Annotated in this window: 16 protein-coding genes; 13 read left to right on the forward strand and 3 right to left on the reverse strand. The window is 50.9% G+C overall.

The genetic code is table 11. The annotated features are described in order from the left end of the window. Positions 1 to 97: 97 nt before the first annotated feature. From R0134_RS02425 to pdxJ, 8 genes are all read left to right on the forward strand, one after another. Positions 98 to 1072: a MucB/RseB C-terminal domain-containing protein gene (locus tag R0134_RS02425; protein ID WP_319783319.1), complete on the forward strand. Its 975-nt coding sequence runs from the start codon at positions 98 to 100 to the stop codon at positions 1070 to 1072. A 46-nt stretch (positions 1073 to 1118) separates the two neighbouring features. Continuing rightward, positions 1119 to 1586: a SoxR reducing system RseC family protein gene (locus tag R0134_RS02430; RefSeq protein WP_319783320.1), complete on the forward strand. Its 468-nt coding sequence runs from the start codon at positions 1119 to 1121 to the stop codon at positions 1584 to 1586. Positions 1587 to 1742: 156 nt separating this feature from the next. After that, the gene (gene lepA, locus R0134_RS02435; protein ID WP_319783321.1) at positions 1743 to 3539 is read left to right on the forward strand and encodes a translation elongation factor 4; all 1797 of its coding nucleotides are present in this window, start codon (positions 1743 to 1745) and stop codon (positions 3537 to 3539) included. Between the two features lie 2 nt (positions 3540 to 3541). Beyond that, on the forward strand, positions 3542 to 4456 hold the full coding sequence (gene lepB, locus R0134_RS02440) for a signal peptidase I (protein WP_319783322.1): 915 nt from the start codon (positions 3542 to 3544) through the stop codon (positions 4454 to 4456). Continuing rightward, a complete protein-coding gene (gene rnc, locus R0134_RS02445; protein ID WP_087036946.1) occupies positions 4456 to 5124 on the forward strand; it encodes a ribonuclease III in 669 nt (222 codons plus the stop codon). Before lepB ends, rnc begins: the two co-directional genes overlap by 1 nt. Continuing rightward, a complete protein-coding gene (gene era / locus R0134_RS02450) occupies positions 5121 to 6026 on the forward strand; it encodes a GTPase Era (protein WP_319783323.1) in 906 nt (301 codons plus the stop codon). The genes rnc and era overlap by 4 nt, the downstream gene beginning before the upstream one ends. Continuing rightward, positions 6026 to 6736, forward strand: a complete 711-nt coding sequence (recO, locus tag R0134_RS02455) for a DNA repair protein RecO (protein ID WP_319783324.1) — start codon at positions 6026 to 6028, stop codon at positions 6734 to 6736. Before era ends, recO begins: the two co-directional genes overlap by 1 nt. After that, the gene (gene pdxJ, locus R0134_RS02460; RefSeq protein WP_319783325.1) at positions 6729 to 7466 is read left to right on the forward strand and encodes a pyridoxine 5'-phosphate synthase; all 738 of its coding nucleotides are present in this window, start codon (positions 6729 to 6731) and stop codon (positions 7464 to 7466) included. Before recO ends, pdxJ begins: the two co-directional genes overlap by 8 nt. 148 nt (positions 7467 to 7614) lie before the next feature. Here pdxJ and barA read toward each other — a convergent pair whose 3' ends face one another. Continuing rightward, positions 7615 to 10380, reverse strand: a complete 2766-nt coding sequence (barA, locus tag R0134_RS02465; protein ID WP_319783326.1) for a two-component sensor histidine kinase BarA — start codon at positions 10378 to 10380, stop codon at positions 7615 to 7617. Between the two features lie 80 nt (positions 10381 to 10460). Between barA and rlmD the strand changes: the two genes are divergently transcribed. The 5 genes from rlmD (at position 10461) to R0134_RS02490 (ending at position 16534) form a co-directional block, all read left to right on the forward strand. Beyond that, the gene (gene rlmD / locus R0134_RS02470; protein ID WP_319783327.1) at positions 10461 to 11777 is read left to right on the forward strand and encodes a 23S rRNA (uracil(1939)-C(5))-methyltransferase RlmD; all 1317 of its coding nucleotides are present in this window, start codon (positions 10461 to 10463) and stop codon (positions 11775 to 11777) included. Between the two features lie 14 nt (positions 11778 to 11791). After that, positions 11792 to 14005 (forward strand): GTP diphosphokinase, encoded by a 2214-nt coding sequence (gene relA / locus R0134_RS02475; RefSeq protein ID WP_319783328.1) that lies wholly within the window; start codon positions 11792 to 11794, stop codon positions 14003 to 14005. A 104-nt stretch (positions 14006 to 14109) separates the two neighbouring features. Beyond that, positions 14110 to 14922 (forward strand): nucleoside triphosphate pyrophosphohydrolase, encoded by an 813-nt coding sequence (gene mazG, locus R0134_RS02480; RefSeq protein ID WP_319783329.1) that lies wholly within the window; start codon positions 14110 to 14112, stop codon positions 14920 to 14922. A gap of 173 nt (positions 14923 to 15095) precedes the next feature. Continuing rightward, positions 15096 to 15917 carry a flagellar protein MotX gene (locus tag R0134_RS02485; RefSeq protein WP_319783330.1) on the forward strand — a complete coding sequence of 274 codons (822 nt, stop codon included), beginning with the start codon at positions 15096 to 15098 and terminating at the stop codon, positions 15915 to 15917. A 161-nt stretch (positions 15918 to 16078) separates the two neighbouring features. Then, on the forward strand, positions 16079 to 16534 hold the full coding sequence (locus tag R0134_RS02490) for an Rrf2 family transcriptional regulator (RefSeq protein ID WP_087036965.1): 456 nt from the start codon (positions 16079 to 16081) through the stop codon (positions 16532 to 16534). Positions 16535 to 16627: 93 nt separating this feature from the next. On the opposite strand, the gene R0134_RS02495 is transcribed toward R0134_RS02490, so the two are convergent. After that, on the reverse strand, positions 16628 to 17893 hold the full coding sequence (locus R0134_RS02495; RefSeq protein WP_319783331.1) for an HlyC/CorC family transporter: 1266 nt from the start codon (positions 17891 to 17893) through the stop codon (positions 16628 to 16630). Between the two features lie 96 nt (positions 17894 to 17989). Next, entirely contained in the window at positions 17990 to 18778 is a 789-nt protein-coding gene (locus tag R0134_RS02500; RefSeq protein WP_319783332.1) for an inner membrane protein YpjD, read from the reverse strand. Positions 18779 to 18915 lie beyond the last annotated feature (137 nt).

Below are 18915 nucleotides of genomic sequence, written 5' to 3' on the forward strand. Positions count from 1 at the left end.
CGGTTGCGCCACACCTAGCAACCGTATAAAAACGAGCGACTGCGCCACACTTAGCAACTTCTTAGTAGCAACTTCATAAAAATTAAAGGTAAACAGTTTGAAAAAACAGGGGCTGAGTGCCGTTATCCTGATATTTGCATGGGTTTTTCCCGGTCTTGTCATGGCCGAAGATGGCTCGGCGCCCAGCTTGTTGCAGCGCATGCAGCAGGCTTATCAACAACTTAACTTTGAGCTGACTCTGATTGAATTTAGCCAAGGTGAACTTGAGCCTAAGCGACTGACTCGGGGCCACCTTGACGGCCAAGTGTTTACCCATCTCACTCACCTCAATGGTCGGCCTCGAGAGTTTGTGCAGCGCGGCGATGAAACCAGTTTCTTCGATGCCAGCCACAGTGGCTATACGCTAAAAAACTCTAATCTGCCTGGTCTTTTTTACCGACTACAACAAATGTCGCTCGACTCTTTATTAGCTAAATATGATGCGGTGTCGGCAGGGCGCAGCCGGGTATTAGGCAGAGTGGCGCAAGTAGTGCGCTTAGTGCCTAAATCAGCGGATTATTACGGCTATATGTTGTGGTTGGATCAAGAAACCGGCTTATTGGTGAGGTTGGATACGTTGAGTGAAGATGCTCAAGTGGTGGAGCAAAGCATGGGCGTGGCACTTAAAGTCAGCGATATGCCGAGCCCGTTAATTAAAGAATTAAAAGCCGCTAATTTGCCTGCATTGGTGTCTGTGTCTGACGTATATCCGGCACCGCAACAGCAGCTGCCTTGGCGTTTTGGCTGGATGCCTGCGGGCTTTGAGCTGCGCTCGCAAGATAAACATAAGCTGCCCATTACCGAGCAAGCGGTGGATTACGTGATGCTCTCTAACAGTTTGGTGGATGTGTCTGTGTATCTGTCTCAAGCCAAAGCGCAGACGGAAGTGAAGCAACAACTCGTGCGCCAAGGTGCCACCCATTTGCTGAGTGTTATTTCGCCTGCCGGTGCAGATATTACCGTGGTGGGAGCGATTCCTGTTGAAACCGCTCGCCAAATTGCCGAGTCCATTACCCGCGTTGAAACGCCCTAATGGTCTTATTGCTTAATGGACTTACAGATAAAGCAGAGGACCGCGCATGATTGAAGAAATAGCGACCGTCTCTGCCGTATATGACGGGCAGGTAGAAGTGGTGTGTTTTAGCAAGTCGGCCTGTGGTCAGTGCAAGCAAAACAGCAACTGCGGTACCGGCATCGTTTCTAAAGCCTTGCCTGGCCGCGACCATAGATTTGTGATCGCCACCGAACTAGCGCTCACCGTGAATCAACAAGTGCGCATTGGCATTCCTGATCACAGCTTGTTGCGCAGTGTGTTTTTAGTGTATTTATTCCCGCTGTTATTAGTGCTGACTGGCGCTTTGTTGGCCAGCATAGGTTTGGGCATGGGTGATGGCGGTACCATTTTGGGTGCGGCCATCGGCGGTACGCTTGGCTTCGTGTTAGCCTCCCGCTGGGCAGGGCGAGATGGGCGTTTAGCAACAGAGCCGGTGATCATCGCCGTCTTGCTGCCCATGGCAAGCGTTGCGTATGAGGCTGATACTCCCTGACTACCTTTGTTTATGCCGCACTAACCCTGACTCTAATGAACCTTGGCACTGCACAGTCGCCACCTAATATTGACTAAGGATTGGCCTCGGTAATGCTAATCCAGTAGAATCCTGCCTTTACCTTTGCTTTTCAGACTACGGACTCCTTATCTCATCATGAAGCACATTCGTAACTTTTCCGTCATCGCTCATATAGACCACGGCAAGTCCACCCTGTCCGATCGTTTGATCCAGGTGTGTGGGGGTTTGTCAGACCGAGAAATGCAACAGCAAGTGCTCGACTCCATGGACTTAGAGCGCGAACGCGGCATTACCATTAAAGCGCAAAGTGTGACCCTCAACTACCAGGCCGACGACGGCGAAACATACCAGCTTAACTTTATCGATACTCCGGGGCACGTAGACTTCTCTTATGAAGTTTCTCGTTCTTTGGCCGCCTGTGAAGGAGCTTTGCTGGTGGTTGACGCAGGTCAGGGTGTTGAGGCACAGACTTTGGCTAACTGCTACACGGCACTGGACATGGACTTAGAAGTGGTCCCGATCTTGAACAAGATTGACTTGCCGCAGGCGGAGCCTGATCGAGTAGCGGCCGAAATCGAAGACATAGTAGGCATAGTGGCCATGGACGCGGTGCGCTGCTCCGCTAAAACCGGTGTGGGTATGGATGAAGTGCTGGAGCGTATTGTCAGCCAAATCCCGCCACCAGAAGGCAACCCAGATGGCCCGCTGCAGGCGCTGATCATTGACTCTTGGTTTGACCCCTATTTGGGCGTGGTCTCTTTGGTGCGGGTGAAGCACGGCAAGCTGAAGAAGCACGATAAGATCAAAGTAATGAGCACCGGCCAAGTGTGGGGGGTGGATCGCATTGGTATTTTCACACCTAAGCAAACCGACACCGACGGCCTCGGCTGCGGCGAAGTGGGCTGGGTAGTGTGCGGTATTAAAGAAATTCACGGTGCACCTGTGGGCGATACACTGACCCACGCTAAGCACGGCGCTGAGTTTGTATTACCGGGCTTTCAGAAAGTGAAACCACAGGTATATGCGGGCTTATTCCCAATTTCTGCCGACGACTATGAAGCTTTCCGTGATGCGCTGGATAAACTCTCGCTCAACGATGCCTCTTTGTTCTATGAGCCAGAAACCTCTAATGCGTTAGGCTTTGGTTTCCGTTGTGGATTCTTAGGCTTGTTGCACATGGAAATCATCCAAGAGCGCTTAGAGCGCGAATACGACTTGGACTTGATTACCACGGCACCAACCGTAGTGTATGAAATCGTCAAAATTGACGGCGAAGTGATTTATATTTCTAGCCCGTCCAATATGCCGGCGCTGAACAATATCGAAGAGCTGCGTGAGCCGATTGCCGAGTGTAATATTCTGGTACCACAAGAATACTTGGGCAACGTGATCACCTTGTGCATCGAGAAGCGCGGTACCCAGAAAAACATGGTCTATCACGGCAAGCAGGTGGCCCTCAGCTACGATATTCCGATGGCGGAAGTGGTACTGGATTTCTTCGACCGTTTGAAGTCGTGCAGCCGCGGTTATGCCTCATTGGATTATGGTTTTAGCCACTTTGAAACCGCTGACATGGTGCGCCTGGATATTATGATCAACGGTGACCGCGTTGATGCCTTGGCCGTTATCACTCACAAAGCCAATGCCATTTATCGTGGTCGTATGTTGGTAGATAAGATGCGCGAGCTTATTCCGCGCCAGATGTTTGATATTGCCATTCAAGCCTCGATTGGTAGCCAGATAATCTCGCGTAGTACCGTTAAAGCCTTGCGCAAAGACGTAACCGCTAAGTGTTATGGCGGCGACGTTAGTCGTAAGAAAAAGCTGCTCTCTAAGCAGAAAGAAGGTAAAAAACGCATGAAGTCATTGGGTCGGGTAGATATACCGCAAGATGCCTTCTTAGCGATTCTTCACGTCGGTAAGGATAAGTAAGTATGGCGAGTAATTTTGCCTTGATTTTAGTGCTGGTCACGCTGGTGACCGGCATTATTTGGGCCTGTGATAAGTGGATGTGGGCCCCTGCCCGAGCGCGCAAGATAGCCGAGGCCCAAGTGGCCCACGGCAATAAAGTGGATGAAGCTGCCTTAGTGCGTGCCGCCAAAGTACCGGGTTGGATTGAGCAAGCACGCTCTATTTTCCCAGTGATTGCGGCGGTATTGATCTTGCGCTCCTTTATTTACGAGCCGTTTCAAATACCGTCTGGCTCCATGATGCCGACCCTGCTGGTGGGTGATTTTATTCTGGTAGAAAAATTTGCCTACGGCTTAAAAGAGCCGGTGGGCAATACCACCTTAATTGCTACCGGCCAGCCTAAGCGCGGCGATGTAGTGGTGTTTAAATACCCAGAAGATACCCGCGTCGATTACATCAAACGGGTGGTAGGCCTGCCGGGCGATAGAGTTATCTATCAAGATAAGCAGCTGTTTATCAAGCCGGCTTGTGATGGCACGGATTGCCCAGACTTTGCTCCTGTGGCCTTGACCCCAGGGCAAGCGGGCGAGTTTTCACAAATGGGCACAGCATTGGAGCGCTTTAGTGAAAATTTAACGGAGCGCGGCCACGATATTCTGCGCAATCCCATACAGCCAGACCGCGTGTCGCTCTATTATGGCCAGCCCAACACGGCTCAGAACGAGTGGCTAGTACCGGCCGGACATTATTTTACCTTGGGTGATAACAGAGACAACAGTACCGACAGCCGTTTTTGGGGCTTTGTACCCGAAGAAAACCTAGTCGGTAAAGCTGTGGCCATCTGGATTAGCTTTGAATTTGAACGTAACGCAGACAGCTGGTTACCTGCTTGGGTGCCCAGTAATGTCCGTTTTAGCCGCATAGGCGCTATTCATTAATGAAAAATTTGCACATTTTAGAAAAGAAAATAGGTTACACCTTTAATGACCAAGCCATGTTGGTACGGGCGTTAACCCACCGCAGCGCCGGCTCACGCCATAATGAACGCTTAGAGTTTTTGGGTGATTCACTGCTGAGCATGGTGATTGCCGATGCGCTGTTCCATCGTTTTCCTCGGGTTAACGAAGGTGACATGTCGCGAATGCGCGCTACGCTGGTGCGAGAAAAAACCTTGGCCGAGCTGGCCCGTGAGTTTGAACTGGGCGAGTATTTAATCTTAGGCCCCGGTGAGCTGAAGAGCGGTGGTTTTCGCCGTGAGTCGATTTTGGCTGATGCGGTAGAAGCCATTATTGGCGCCGTGTATCTGGATGCCAATATTGAGCAGATGCAAACCATGATGCTGGGCTGGTATGAAGACCGCCTTAATGCGATTCAGCCGGGTATCGACCAAAAAGATCCCAAAACGCGCCTGCAAGAACTGTTGCAGGGCAAGCGCAAACCCTTGCCTACCTATACGGTGGAGCAAGTGATTGGTGAAGCTCACAACCAAAAATTTACCGTGCATTGCCAGATTGAAGGCATGGCACAACCTGTGATTGGCATTGGTACCAGTCGTCGCAAGGCCGAACAATCAGCGGCCGAACATGCTTTGGAAGTCTTGCTATGACAGCACAAGAACAAACTTATTGCGGTTTTATCGCCATTGTCGGTCGCCCCAACGTGGGTAAATCGACGCTGCTGAATCAGCTGTTAGGGCAAAAGATCAGCATCACCTCGCGTAAGCCACAAACGACGCGCCACCGCATCATGGGCATCGACACCGAGGGCGCTTATCAGGCTATCTATGTGGATACGCCCGGTTTGCACATCGAAGAAAAGCGCACCATTAACCGCTTAATGAACCGCGCCGCATCCAGCTCTTTGGGCGATGTGGAGATGGCGGTATTTATGGTGGAAGGTACTAAGTGGACGCCGGATGATGAGATGGTGCTGAACAAGCTGCGTCGTTTAGAGTGCCCAGTCGTGTTGGCCGTGAATAAGATTGATAACGTTGAGACCAGAGAAGAGCTGTTGCCGCACCTGCAATGGCTGGCCACTAAGATGGACTTCGCTGATATCGTGCCTATGTCTGCCGAGAAGGGCACTAACGTCGATGTGATTGCTAAGTTAGCTCGTGGCCGTTTGAAGCCGTCACCCCATCACTTTCCCGAAGACTACATCACAGATAGATCGTCGCGCTTTATGGCGGCGGAAATTATCCGTGAAAAGATCATGCGCTTTATGGGTGAGGAATTACCTTACTCTGTAACCGTAGAAATCGAAACCTATGAGGTGAACGACAAGGGCGTGGTCTGCATTAACGGCTTGATCTTGGTGGAGCGAACGGGTCAAAAACGCATGGTGATCGGCAACAAAGGTGCAAAACTAAAAGTGATCGGCACCGAAGCCCGCTTAGATCTGGAACGATTGCTGGAGCAAAAAGTGTTTCTCGAGCTGTGGGTCAAGGTTAAATCCGGTTGGGCCGATGACGAGCGAGCGCTGCGCAGCTTGGGGTACGGTGACGATTGATGAAGGGGCAGGCGGCGTTCGTTATTCACAGTCGCCCCTACCGAGAAACCAGCCAGCTGGTCGAGGTATTCACTCAAGAGCAGGGGCGCCAAAGCATAATCGCTAAAGGCAGCCGACAACCTCGCTCGCCACTTAAAGGGCTGTTACAGCCCTTTGTGCCCTTAAGTCTTACCTTTGGTGGCAAGGGGGAGCTTAAAACCCTATTTAAAGTGGAATCCACGGCACCGGCCATTCGCCTGACCAGTACCGCTTTATACAGTGGCTTGTATCTCAACGAGCTCATTTATTACCTGTTAGAAGCCCACACCCCCTTCGACGAGGTGTTTGATGCTTATCAAAGCACCTTGCACAAGTTAGCGGCGGGTGAGAGCCTTGAGCCTTGCTTGCGCCACTTTGAGTTTTATATGCTCAGTGTCTTGGGCTATGGCGTGGACTTTACCGTCGATGCACAGACGGGGGAGGCGATAGACGCCAACGCTTGGTATCAGTATCAATCGGAAGCGGGCTTTAGCCGTTTATTGAAGCCACAACCCGGCGCCTATGTGGGCGCACACCTAACTGCCTTGGCGGAGTTAGACTTTAGCACCGCTGAGGTACTGCAAGCCGCCAAACACTTTAGTCGCCAAGCGTTGGCCCCCTATTTAGCGGGTCGACCTTTGCGCAGTCGAGCGCTGTTTATCAAAGGAAAGAGAGGAAGTCGCAGTGAGTGAATTATATTTAGGCGTTAATATCGATCACATTGCTACCTTGCGTAATGCGCGGGGCACCAGCTATCCGGATCCTGTGTATGCGGCCACGCTGGCAGAGCTTGCCGGTGCCGACGGTATTACCGTGCACCTGCGTGAAGACCGCCGCCATATTATTGACCGCGATGTGGAAATATTAAGTGACACTATCCAAACGCGGATGAATTTGGAAATGGCAGTCACCGAAGAAATGCTCGATATCGCTTGTCGTATTAAGCCTGCCTTCGTCTGTCTCGTGCCAGAAAAACGCGAAGAAGTGACCACCGAAGGTGGCTTAGATGTGGCCGGCCAGCTAGATAAAGTGACCGCCGCCGTGCAACGCTTGAGTAAAGCTGGCATTAAGGTGTCGCTGTTTATTGACGCCGAGCACAACCAAATTGACGCTGCCGTGGCTACCGGTGCGCCCTTTATTGAAATTCACACCGGCCATTATGCCAATGCCTTAACCGAAGAAGAGCAAGCGGCAGATGTGCAGCGTATTGCCGCCGCCGCCACTTATGCGCATAAGGCAGGCTTAAAGGTAAATGCCGGTCACGGCCTGCATTACCACAATGTGAAACCCATTGCCGCCATTCCTGAGATGCATGAACTGAATATTGGCCACGCGATTATCGCCCGCGCCGCCTTTGATGGCCTAGAAAAAGCCATCCGCGACATGAAGCGTTTAATGCAAGAAGCAAGACAAGGGATTTAATCGTGAAGGGTAAAGGGTGAGGAGAGAGGTGTAACAGGCACTGACCATAAAGCCAAACTGTACGACAGACCTTGAACGAAGAGAAAACGCCGAGCGAATTGCTCGGCGTTTTTATTGCATTATCTTTTCACGCTTCACGCTTCACGCCTTACAAATAAGCCTTCGCCTCTGCTCGTACTTGAGCGAGTCGCTCTTCGAGTTCGAGTAATTCTGGCTCTAATTCGCTAAGCGATTGTTTGGCTAATAAGGCCTGTTCTAGCTCAGACACTAACGACTGTAACGCCGGTACGCCACAGTAGGCGGTCCCGCCATGCAGCTTGTGCAAGGCAGTATACAATTGTTGCTCGCCTAATTCGCCCGATAGCGCCGCATTGAGCAGGGGTTCAAATTCATCAAAGCTCTCTAGCAACAGCCTCAGCATGTCTTTGGCTAGCTCAGGTTTATTGCCCGCTTGTTTCATGGCCAGTTGCCAATTAATTTGGCTGTGCCCTTTATTGGGTTCGGCTGGCTGGGCGAAGCGCTGGATCAGCAGAGCCAGCATATTTTCATCGAGCGGCTTGGCCAGATAATCATCTATGCCTTGCAGTATTAAGCGCTCGCGCTCACCGGCGATGGCATGAGCGGTCACCGCCACTATCGGCGTTATCGCATTGGGGCCCTGACCGGCGCGAATTTCTTGGGTGGCTTGTATGCCATCCAGCAAGGGCATTTGAATATCCATAAAAATGACGTCGTAGTGATTCACGGTCGCCAAATTCAAGGCTTCTTGGCCATTAGAGCAAGTATCAACTTGGCTGACTTGCTCGCGCAGCAGGGCGCTAATCAGTTTAAGGTTGGCGGGGTTATCATCCACGGCTAACACGCGCATCTGCTGCTTTTGGCTGGCGGGCAGTAAAGGAATTTGCAGTAAAGTGACAGGCTCGGTTTGGCCTTGAGCGTCTTGTTCCAAATAGGTTTGTTGATAACTGATTTGCTTTGGGCGGGCGGTTGTGTGATTGAGCAGGGCCTGCGCTAAGCGTTGATAATGAACGGGCTTAGTAAGGCACAGGTGGGCACCGTGGCGCACCAAAGCGTCGGCTAAAATAGGGTCTGTAGAGCTCAGTAACACCACCACCTTACGGCCTTGTGCTTTGTGTTGCTCAATACTCTGCTCCATTTGGCTGGGCAAGGCGTTGGGGCCAAAGCCGAGTAGTACGCAATCTAGGTGCGTATTCTCACTGTGCTCATGTAGTAGCTGCACGCCCCATTCACGCAGTAAGGCATTGGTGGCGCGGCGGCTAAAGTTATCTTCTTCGATATAGAGCACGGTTTTTCGGCTAAGTCTGGCCAGTGGCAGGGGTTCGGCCAGTGGTAATACGGCCCGATTGAGTTCTAGGGTAAAACTAAACACTGAGCCTGCACCTAATTCAGAGTGCAGCTCAATGTTGCCCGCCATCTGATGCACCAGCTTTTGGGTGATCACCAAGCCTAAACCGGTGCCACCATAGCGGCGAGAAATACTGGAGTCCGCTTGATTAAAGGCTTGAAACAACTGGCGACGCTGCACGTCCGAAATACCAATTCCCGTATCTTGTACGTGAATGCGCAGTGCCGCGCGTTCGGGCTGTCTGGCCGGACAGGCATCGACGCGCACATCCACGTTGCCTTGCTCGGTAAACTTAATGGCGTTGCCGACCAGATTGGTCAGCACTTGCTGCAAGCGCAGCGAATCACCCACTAGGCTGTCTTGCACAGCCGCATCTACCCGTAACGAGAGCTCCAGCCCTTTATCATGGGCGCTGGGGGCAAGTAACGTCATCACTTCTTGTAAGGCATCACGCAAGGAGAAAGGCAGTTGCTCCATCTTCAGCTTGCCCGCTTCAAGCTTAGAAAAATCGAGAATATCATTAATGATGCTGAGCAGATTTTGTGCCGACTTTTCGATGGTGGTGAGATAATCGAATTGATTCGCGGTAAGGCGAGTTTTTTGTAATTGCCGAGCAAAGCCGATCACGCCATTGAGCGGGGTGCGCAATTCATGGGACATATTGGCCAAAAACTCGGTTTTGACCCGCGCCGCTTCTTGAGCGCGCTTTTTGGCCATGTCTAATTCAATATTCTGAATCTCAATTTGCTCTAACGTTTCGCGCAAATCCGAGGTGGCTTGATCGACGTTTTGCTGCATTTCATCGTGATATTCAGACAAGGATTTGGCCATGGCGTTAATGCCACTTTTTAGCATGTCCATTTCGCCGGTAAACTCACCGTGCACCCGGGTGTCGAGCCGACCTTCACGAATTTTATAGATGGCGGTGATCATATCGGTGACAGGCTTAGATACGCCCTTAATTAAGCGCAAACCAAAGAGCATGCTCAAGAGCACGCCCAACAGCACTATCAGGCTGGCAAAAAAAGTATCTCTATAATGCACCAGCATGGCCGAGTCGTTGGTCAACTGCATGGCGATGTAACCGATGGAAATAGTCGAGACGTCTTCCCAAGTCGAGTCGGTTTGAATATTGTCGCTAAGTACTGGGGTGCGCAAAATAATGCCGTCCTCACCACTTTCCACCTCGGTGGCGTACGGGATAGGCTCGCCTTGTGCTAAGCGCAGTTGCGTGAAATCTCGATGATAATTAGAGGTGACTAATAAGTGCCCCTGCTCATCAAACAAGGCGATGGCTTTGACCAGCGGGCTATTATTACGATGAATATTACTGAGCAGCCGATTCAGCGCCTCGCGATTGCGGCTGGTTAAGGCCAGCTCGCTGGCCAGCGCCATGGGCTCGATCACGTTGACCCCTTGGCGGATCAGCGACTCTTCTAATTGCTGATAGCGGCTCACAGAAAAGTAGCCGGCTAAAAATATACCAATCAGCAGGGTAGGAATTATGGTGTAGGCGAGTATTCTGGCTCGCAGGCCGTATTTGGTCATAGTGGGCTAATGTGGGACAATACGCGCATCAAATCAACAGATGCTTATGATGACATAGCCGGTTCGAGGCCTCCACGTTTATGGTTCAGTTCTTCAAGCAAAGCAAACCCAAGCTCGCCACTCAAGCGCCGTTAGACGTGACCATCGCTGAAGTGAATAGCCATGGGATAGGTGTGACTCGCCATCAAGGGAAGCCGCTGTTTGTACCGGCCGCCCTTAAAGGCGAGCAAGTGCGAGTGCGCATCGAGCAACAAAATGCCAAGTATCAAACCGCGCGGTTACTAAAAGTGCTGACCCCAGCCGCTACCCGAGCAAAGCCTTTTTGCCCTTATATTAATGAGTGCGGCGGCTGCTCTTTGCAGCATATGGCGGTATTAGAGCAGCGCGCACTCAAGGCGCGCACGCTGGCACAGCTTTTTTCTCGTCAAGGCATCACAGACTTGCCCGAGCCCGAATGGTTAACTGACTCGTCCACCCAAGGCTATCGACGGGTGGCGCGCTTGTCGATCCGCCTGCAAGGCAAGGGCGTGGCGTTAGGGTTTAGACGCAGTCAGTCCCATCAATTGGTGGAAATCGAGCACTGTGGCGTGTTGCGCCCGCAATTATCTGCGTTGATAGCGCCGCTGAGAGCCTTATTAAATGCGCTCAAGGCCACCAAGCAATTGGGTCATATCGAGCTTTATGATGCGAGTGAGGGCGTGGCGGTATTGTTGCGCCACACGGCCAGTTTGTCGGCTCACGATCTGGAATTACTGGTGTCTTTTGCGCAGAGTCGTAATCTGGCGTTATTTTTACAAGACGATAATAATCGTCGGCCTTTACATGTACCTTTTTCACTTTATTATCAGATAGATAATATAAAGCTCTCTTTCACTCCCGGTGATTTTATTCAGATCAATGGGCCGCTTAATGGCCAATTGGTGGTCAAAGCTCAAGACTGGCTGGCACCCACCCCTAATCATGCGGTATTGGATTTGTTTTGTGGTGTGGGCAACTTCTCTTTGCCGCTAGCGTCCGCCGGGCATGCGGTGATTGGCGTAGAGGGAGTGATGGAAATGGTGGAGCAAGCGCGCGGTAACGCAGAAGACAATGGCTTAGATCAAGCGCAGTTTTATCGGGCTGATTTAGCCGCAGACTTCACCCAAGAACCCTGGGCTCAGCAAGGATTTGAGCGGGTGTTATTGGATCCCGGTCGCGCCGGTGCCGAGCAGGTGATGCCTTATTTGTGTGAGTTAGCACCTGAGCGTCTGTTGTATGTGTCTTGTAATCCGGTGACCTTGGCGCGCGACAGCTTGCCATTGTTGGCGGCGGGTTATCGTCTAACACGCTTGTGTTTAATTGATATGTTTCCCCATACGGTGCATTGCGAAGCAATGGCCTTGTTCGAATTGAGTTAAGTTAAGGGATAACTATGGTTGCAGTACGCAATACTCATCTTACCGTCACCTTCAATCTAGAAGAATGGGCGGCGAGCTTGCCGTTCTTGGCAGAAGAACAAGGGCAGTTAAAAGCGCTGTATGAGTGTTGCTTAAACTTGAAAGCGCCGCTGCCGGATTTATTGCAATTACAGGCCCAAGGGGTCGAGATGGTGGGCATACTGCTCACTTTGAGTATGGACATCGAGACCATCAAGGCCGCGATGCTATACCCCTTTGTGGAAGCCGGTCACCTAACTTTGGCGGAAATTGAACCCAAGTTTGGCGCTGCCATACCGCGCTTATTGCAAGGCGTGATTGACATGGAAGCCATCCGCTCCTTGCAGCACGTGCAGAATGAGAAAAACTCAGAAGTACAAGTTGATCGCGTGCGGCGCATGTTGATGGCCATGGTGGAAGACGTGCGCGCCGTGGTAATCAAGCTCGCGGAGCGCATCACCTGCCTGCGTGAAGTGAAAGGTGCCGATGAAGAAACCCGCGTCTTGGTGGCCAAAGAAATTGCCAGCATCTACGCCCCCTTGGCCAACCGTCTTGGTATCGGCCAGCTAAAGTGGGAGCTGGAAGATTTATCGTTTCGCTATTTACACCCCGAGACCTACAAGCGCATCGCGTCTTTGTTACATGAAAAACGGTTGGCGCGCGAAGCGTACATTCATGACTTTGTCAGTGGTTTAAAAGACGCGTTAGCCGAGGCGGGTGTGGTGGCGGAGGTCTATGGCCGACCTAAACACATCTACAGTATTTGGCGCAAAATGCAGAAGAAGCATCTGGATTTTGACGAGTTGTTCGATGTGCGCGCAGTGAGGGTGATCACCCCGCATTTGCAAGACTGCTACGGCGCACTCGGGGTGGTACATACCCAGTTTCGGCATATTCCACGCGAGTTTGATGACTATGTGGCCAACCCTAAACCTAACGGTTATCAGTCGATTCACACGGTAGTGTTAGGCCCAGAGGGCAAAACCGTTGAAATACAAATTCGCACCAGTCAGATGCATCAAGATGCAGAGCTGGGTGTGGCCGCACACTGGAAATACAAAGAAGGCGGCGGTAATACCAAGCAAAGTGGCTTTGAGGATAAAATCACTTGGCTGAGAAAGCTGCTGGCCTGGCAAGAAGACTTGACTGAAAGTGGCTCTTTAGTAGACGAGCTGCGCAGCCAAGTGTTTGAAGACCGCGTGTATGTCTTTACGCCTAAAGGCGAGGTGGTGGACATGCCGCTGGGTGCCACGCCGCTGGATTTTGCTTATTACATTCACAGTCAAATTGGCCATCGTTGTATCGGTGCCAAAATTGATGGTCGCATCGTGCCCTTTACCTATGCGCTGCAAACCGGCGATCAGGTGGAAGTCATTACCCAAAAGCAGCCTAATCCGAGCCGCGATTGGATGAACCCGAATCAGGGTTTTTTACGTACCAGCCGCGCCCGCGCTAAGGTCAGCACTTGGTTTAAGAAACAAGACCGCGATAAGAATATACTGGCCGGCCGTGAAGTATTGGATAAAGAGCTGGAGCGCGTGGGCCTGCAATTTTCCTTGATTAACAAAACGGTATTAGAGCGCTATAACGTCACCCATATCGATGATCTGTTGGCCGGTATTGGCGGCGGCGATCTGCGTATTAACCAGCTGCTTAATTACCTGCAAGGGCTGCATAAAAAGCCCACCAGCGCGGAAGAAGACGAAGCGGTACTGCGCCAATTAGTCTTAAACGCCGCTAAAAAGCCCACCACTGTTAACTCTAAGGGCCATATAGTGGTGGAGGGCGTGGGTAATCTGTTGACCAATATCGCCCGTTGCTGCCAACCGATACCGGGTGATGAGATCACTGGCTTTATTACCCAAGGTCGGGGTATTTCCATTCACCGTGACGATTGCGAGCAATTAAAAGAATTACAAAGCCAGCACCCAGAGCGCGTGGTAGAAGCAGTATGGGGCGAAAATAACGCCGGAGGCTATAAAATCACCTTGCGCGTGGTGGCCACCGACAGATCTGGCTTATTGCGCGATATCACCACTATTTTGGCCAACGAAAAAATTAATGTGGTGGAGTTCAGCAGTCGAGCTAGTCGTAAACAACAAACCGCGACCATGGACATGGCACTGCGCATTTACAACATAGATAGCTTAAGCCGCGCTTTAGCCAAAATCAGCCAATTGCCGGATATTATTGAAGCGAAACGGCTTTAAGAGCCGCGATACGCTTTACGCGGTAGGTTAACACAAGGCGCTGTTCGTCTTTCACGTAAGGCATACAGCGCATAACGTACGGCTATTTTTCTCACAGGAACCCCATGAAATCTTATTCTCTCGACGACTTGCTTGGCATTATGGCGGCGCTGCGTGATCCCGTATCTGGCTGCCCCTGGGATCAAAAACAAGACTTTGCCAGCATAGTGCCGCACACCTTAGAAGAGGCTTATGAAGTGGCGGATACCATTACTCGCAATGCGCTGGATGAGTTGCCGGGTGAGCTGGGTGACTTGTTATTTCAAGTGGTGTTTTACGCACAACTCGGCAAAGAGCAGGCGCTATTTGATTTTAATGATGTGGTACAAGCGGTTAGCGAAAAGCTGGTTCGCCGCCATCCACACGTGTTTGTTAACCATGAGCTTGGTGAGAGCCGCTTTACCAGCGAAGAGGAGATCAAGGCCAACTGGGAAGCCATTAAAGCCGAAGAGCGTCGTCAACAAGATGCCAATGCCACCAGCGCCTTAGATGATATTCCGCGTAATCTACCGGCTCTCACCCGTGCCAATAAAATACAAAAGCGCTGCTCGGCGGTGGGCTTTGACTGGCAAGCGTTACCGCCGGTGCTGGCAAAAATATATGAAGAGCTGGATGAAGTGATGGCCGAGCTAACGCAGCCAGAGCAGGACTCGGCCCGCATCGCCGATGAACTGGGTGACGTGCTGTTTGCCTGTGTGAATTTAGTACGCCACTTGAAACAAGACCCAGAAGCCGTGCTGCGCGGGGCCAATGATAAATTTGAGCGTCGCTTTCGGGGTGTTGAACAAGCTTTGCAGGCCGAGGGTAAACACAGCCAAGATTGTAGTTTAGAAGAATTAGAGGCCTATTGGCGACAAGAGAAGCTAAAAGAACGCTAAGAGAACGTTAGCCACGCCTGACGTTATACGCCGTACGTAAACACCAGTGAGTGTGAGGCGGTATTTTGTCCTTTAACGTATAGCGTACGGCGCGAAACGTTCAGCGGCCGAAGATTGAGTTTCACTTTTCTGGCACCAAGCCGATAGCCAATGTAGGCCAGAGGAAATTGTTGATGATAATAAGATTAGGGCTATTGCTGCTGTGCGTGGTGATTGGCGCGAGCGTTGCCCAAGCACAGACACAAGAAGAAACGGCTAGCCCAAGTGTGGCTACCGCGAGCAGTAAGACCATGGCTGAACGGATTACCACGGCGGCCACGGCCGCCAAGCTCACTACCGCTACTCAAAGCCCTGGTGCAGACGATATACAGCGCCATGATGCCACCGAGGCCAGAGCGGCAGCAGACTCGGCGGTGGCGGCCTTGGCAGATGGCGAGCTGCGTGCCGTGCCCTTATATGAAGAATATGAACTGATTGAATGGATCAATGCCAACCGCCATTTACAGCAAGTGCGAGATAAAGATAACTGCCAGCTAACACAAGACATTGAAGCCAGAGCCGAAGTGTTGCGCCTGCCGGCCTATCAATTTTTATGGGGGGATATGTTGGCTTGGGGCGTCTGTGTGCCGCAGCAATCGCGCCGTGGCTTGACCATGCTCTGGAAAGCCGCCGAGCAAGGCTTGCCAGCAGCGTTAGAGCAGTTAGGGCGTTATTATTACGACGGCACTTTGGTGCAAAAAAACCGCGAGCGCGCCGCGCCTTTGATGCAAGAAGCAGCCAGTTTAGGTTTTGAAAAAGCCCAGTTTACTTGGGCTAAATGGCTGTTGAGTGGTAGCGGCAGCCCGCTGGATTATCCGCAAGCGTATTTGTGGCTTAAAGAAATGGTGCTGAACGATAAAAAGCAGCATCAAGAGGCACAGCGCCTCAGTGCCGCCTTGGCCGCCAGAATGCCAGCACCCAAGGTCAAAGAGCTGAATCATCGTTTGATGTTTTAATGCAGGGTTTTAATACTGTGATTTTAACAGCTAGGTTCTAATACTTAAGTTTAATACTTGGATTTTAATGAATGCACTTAATGCTTAGGTGGGTATTTAATGCCACACTGCTGCACTAATCTGTATTATATATGTACCTTTTACTCACTCAGGAACTGCTCATGAAGTTGACCACCTACACGGACTTTGGTCTAAGAACGCTAATGTACTTGGCGACCTTGCCTGAGGGAGAGCTGAGCTCAGTGGGGCACGTGTCCAAACTGTATGACGTGTCGCGCAATCATCTGGTAAAGGTGGTGAACCAGCTGGCGCGCGAAGGTTATATTAAAGCGGTGCGCGGTAAAAATGGCGGTATACGTTTAGCCAAACCGGCTAGTGATATCAATGTAGGCCAAGTGATCCGCTCTCTAGAGAATAATCTTAATGGCATTGATTGCGGCAGTCCCGCCTGTTATTTAGTGCGGATATGTCTGTTAAAAGACGCGCTGAAAGAAGCCATGGAAGCCTTTTTGGCCGTGATGGAAAGCTATACGCTAGCAGATTTGATCAGTAACCGTGATGAGCTAATGAGCGTGTTCAGCGAGTTAGAGCCTGCGGTTAACATCGAAGTTAAATAAACGCGATACGCTATCAGCTGATAAGACTCGGAATGATTCTTTATTGACGGCGTAAGGCGCCAAGATCTATTTTTAAGCCTTACGCCTTACGCGCTACTTAAAGTAATACGGCAGTACGCGCACCAGCTTGATCATGTTGTTTTCGACTTCTAAGATTTCCAGCGGGTAGCCCGATAAGCGCAGGCCAATGTTTGCCTCAGGGATTTCTTCCAAGTATTCCAGTATTAAGCCATTGAGAGAGCGGGGGCCATCACAGGGTAGCTGCCAACCTAACTCTTTATTAATATCACGAATGCTGGCCGAGCCTTCAATCAGGTAGGAACCATCGTCGAGCGGCTTAATCTCGTCGCTTAAGGTGGGGCTAATAGTCGTGGTGAAATCACCCACTATTTCTTCCAAAATATCATCCAGCGTCACCAAGCCTTGAATATCCCCGTACTCATCGACGATAAGCCCAATGCGCTCTTTGTTGCGCTGAAATTTTACCAGCTGCACGTTAAGCGGCGTGGCTTCGGGAATATAATACAGCTCACGCAGCGCGCGCATTAAGTTGGCTTTACTAAATTCATCTTTGGCTAATAAGCGCAGCGCATCACGGGCGTGGATAAAACCTAAGGCATCGTCGATGCTGTCGCGATAAAGCAGCACTTTAGTGTGCGGGCTTTGCAGCAGACGACGACTCATGTTCTTCCAATCTTGAGTGATGTCTATGCCATAAATTTCATTACGTGGCACCATGATGTCATCCACGGTGACCTTCTCAAGATCTAGGATCGACACCAACATATCTTGGTGGCGACGGGGTATTAGGGCACCCGCTTCGTTGACTATGGTGCGTAACTCTTCGGAGCTAATGGCGTTATCTTCTTGGTTACGCGGATTAATGCGAAACAACATTAATAAGCCATTAGAAATGGCATTAATCATCCATACCGCCGGATACAGCAGCCACATCAAGGGCTTAAGTATAAAGGAGGCAGGAAACGCCACCCGCTCAGGGTAGAGTGCGGCGAGCGTTTTTGGTGTCACTTCAGCAAAAATCAGCACCACTATGGTGAGGCCCACGGTAGCGACCGCCACGCCTAAATCGCCGAACAGACGAATCGCAATCAAGGTGGCAATGGCCGAGGCCATAATATTGACTAAGTTATTGCCGATTAAGATCAGGCCGATTAAGCGATCAGGGCGCGCCAGTAGTTTTTCAACGCGAATCGCAGATTTGTTGTTGTTTTGCGCAAGGTGGCGCAACCTGTAGCGGTTGAGCGACATCATGCCGGTTTCTGAGCTCGAAAAGAAAGCAGAAAGAAAGAGTAAGGCTATCAGGACACCCGTGAGGGTGCCCGTGGTGATTTCGTCCAAGCAGACCATCCTGTGTCATAAAACTAAATAATTACTAAAGTGTGAGCTGTACTTATTGGTCTTTTAGAAAAGCTAGCCCCTCGGTGATTAACAGGTTTAGCCCAATAATACCTCGCGTACGAAACGGCTGCCAAAATAGGCCAGCGTCAGTAATAGGCTGCCGACCACACTGGCCCAAATGACTTTTCGGCCACGCCAGCCCAAACGATAGTGCCCCCAGAGTAAGCCCACATACACACACCATGCAATGATAGTCAGAATTGCCTTGTGCGCTTTACCAGGGCCAAACATGTCTTGTAAGAAAAACAAACCGCTGGAGATCGACAGCGTCAGCACCACCACACCGATAAAAATTAACCGAATTAAGTAGCGCTCTAGCGTCATTAAAGGTGGCATAGAGGGCAGGTTAGTCAGCTTATGGGACTTGAGGCGGTGCGTTAAAAAGCCCAATAAAATCGCCAACAAAGAGGCAATCGCTAACAGCGAGTAAGACATCAACCCTAAGCCGATGTGCAATAACACCTCAGGGCGAGTTTCTAGATACATGCTGTAATGGCTAGGAATAAGCCAATCGGCGGCTAACAATAACGCGGCAAAACCATAGACCAAGGGCATTAATAGCCACACTTTAAAGCGCGCGACCAGCACCGTCATCAGAGCGGCAATAATCAGGCTGATGAGCGATGCCACATTAAGCATGCTCAGGTTTTGTCCTGGCACTAACACTATGATGTCGAACAGCCACAGGCCGTGTAGCGCCATGGCGCACAGCGCAGCCAGCACACTGGCGCGGCCGCTGCGATGCTGCGGGTTGAGTATATTATGCACACAGGCAAAGGCTGCTAAAAAGTAAAAAGCCATCGCCAAAATAGCAAGCAATTCCATAATGAATTTAAGCCATTAATTGGTGAAATAAGAAGAAATATCAGTATACCCTTAACCTAAAGCATATCGCTACCCAAGGTGACTTAAGTTACGCGGATAACTTGGGTATACTAGAAGTAATTTTCGCCAACTGCGGG

It is taken from the genome of Oceanisphaera sp. IT1-181, from assembly GCF_033807535.1.
Classification (GTDB): domain Bacteria; phylum Pseudomonadota; class Gammaproteobacteria; order Enterobacterales; family Aeromonadaceae; genus Oceanimonas.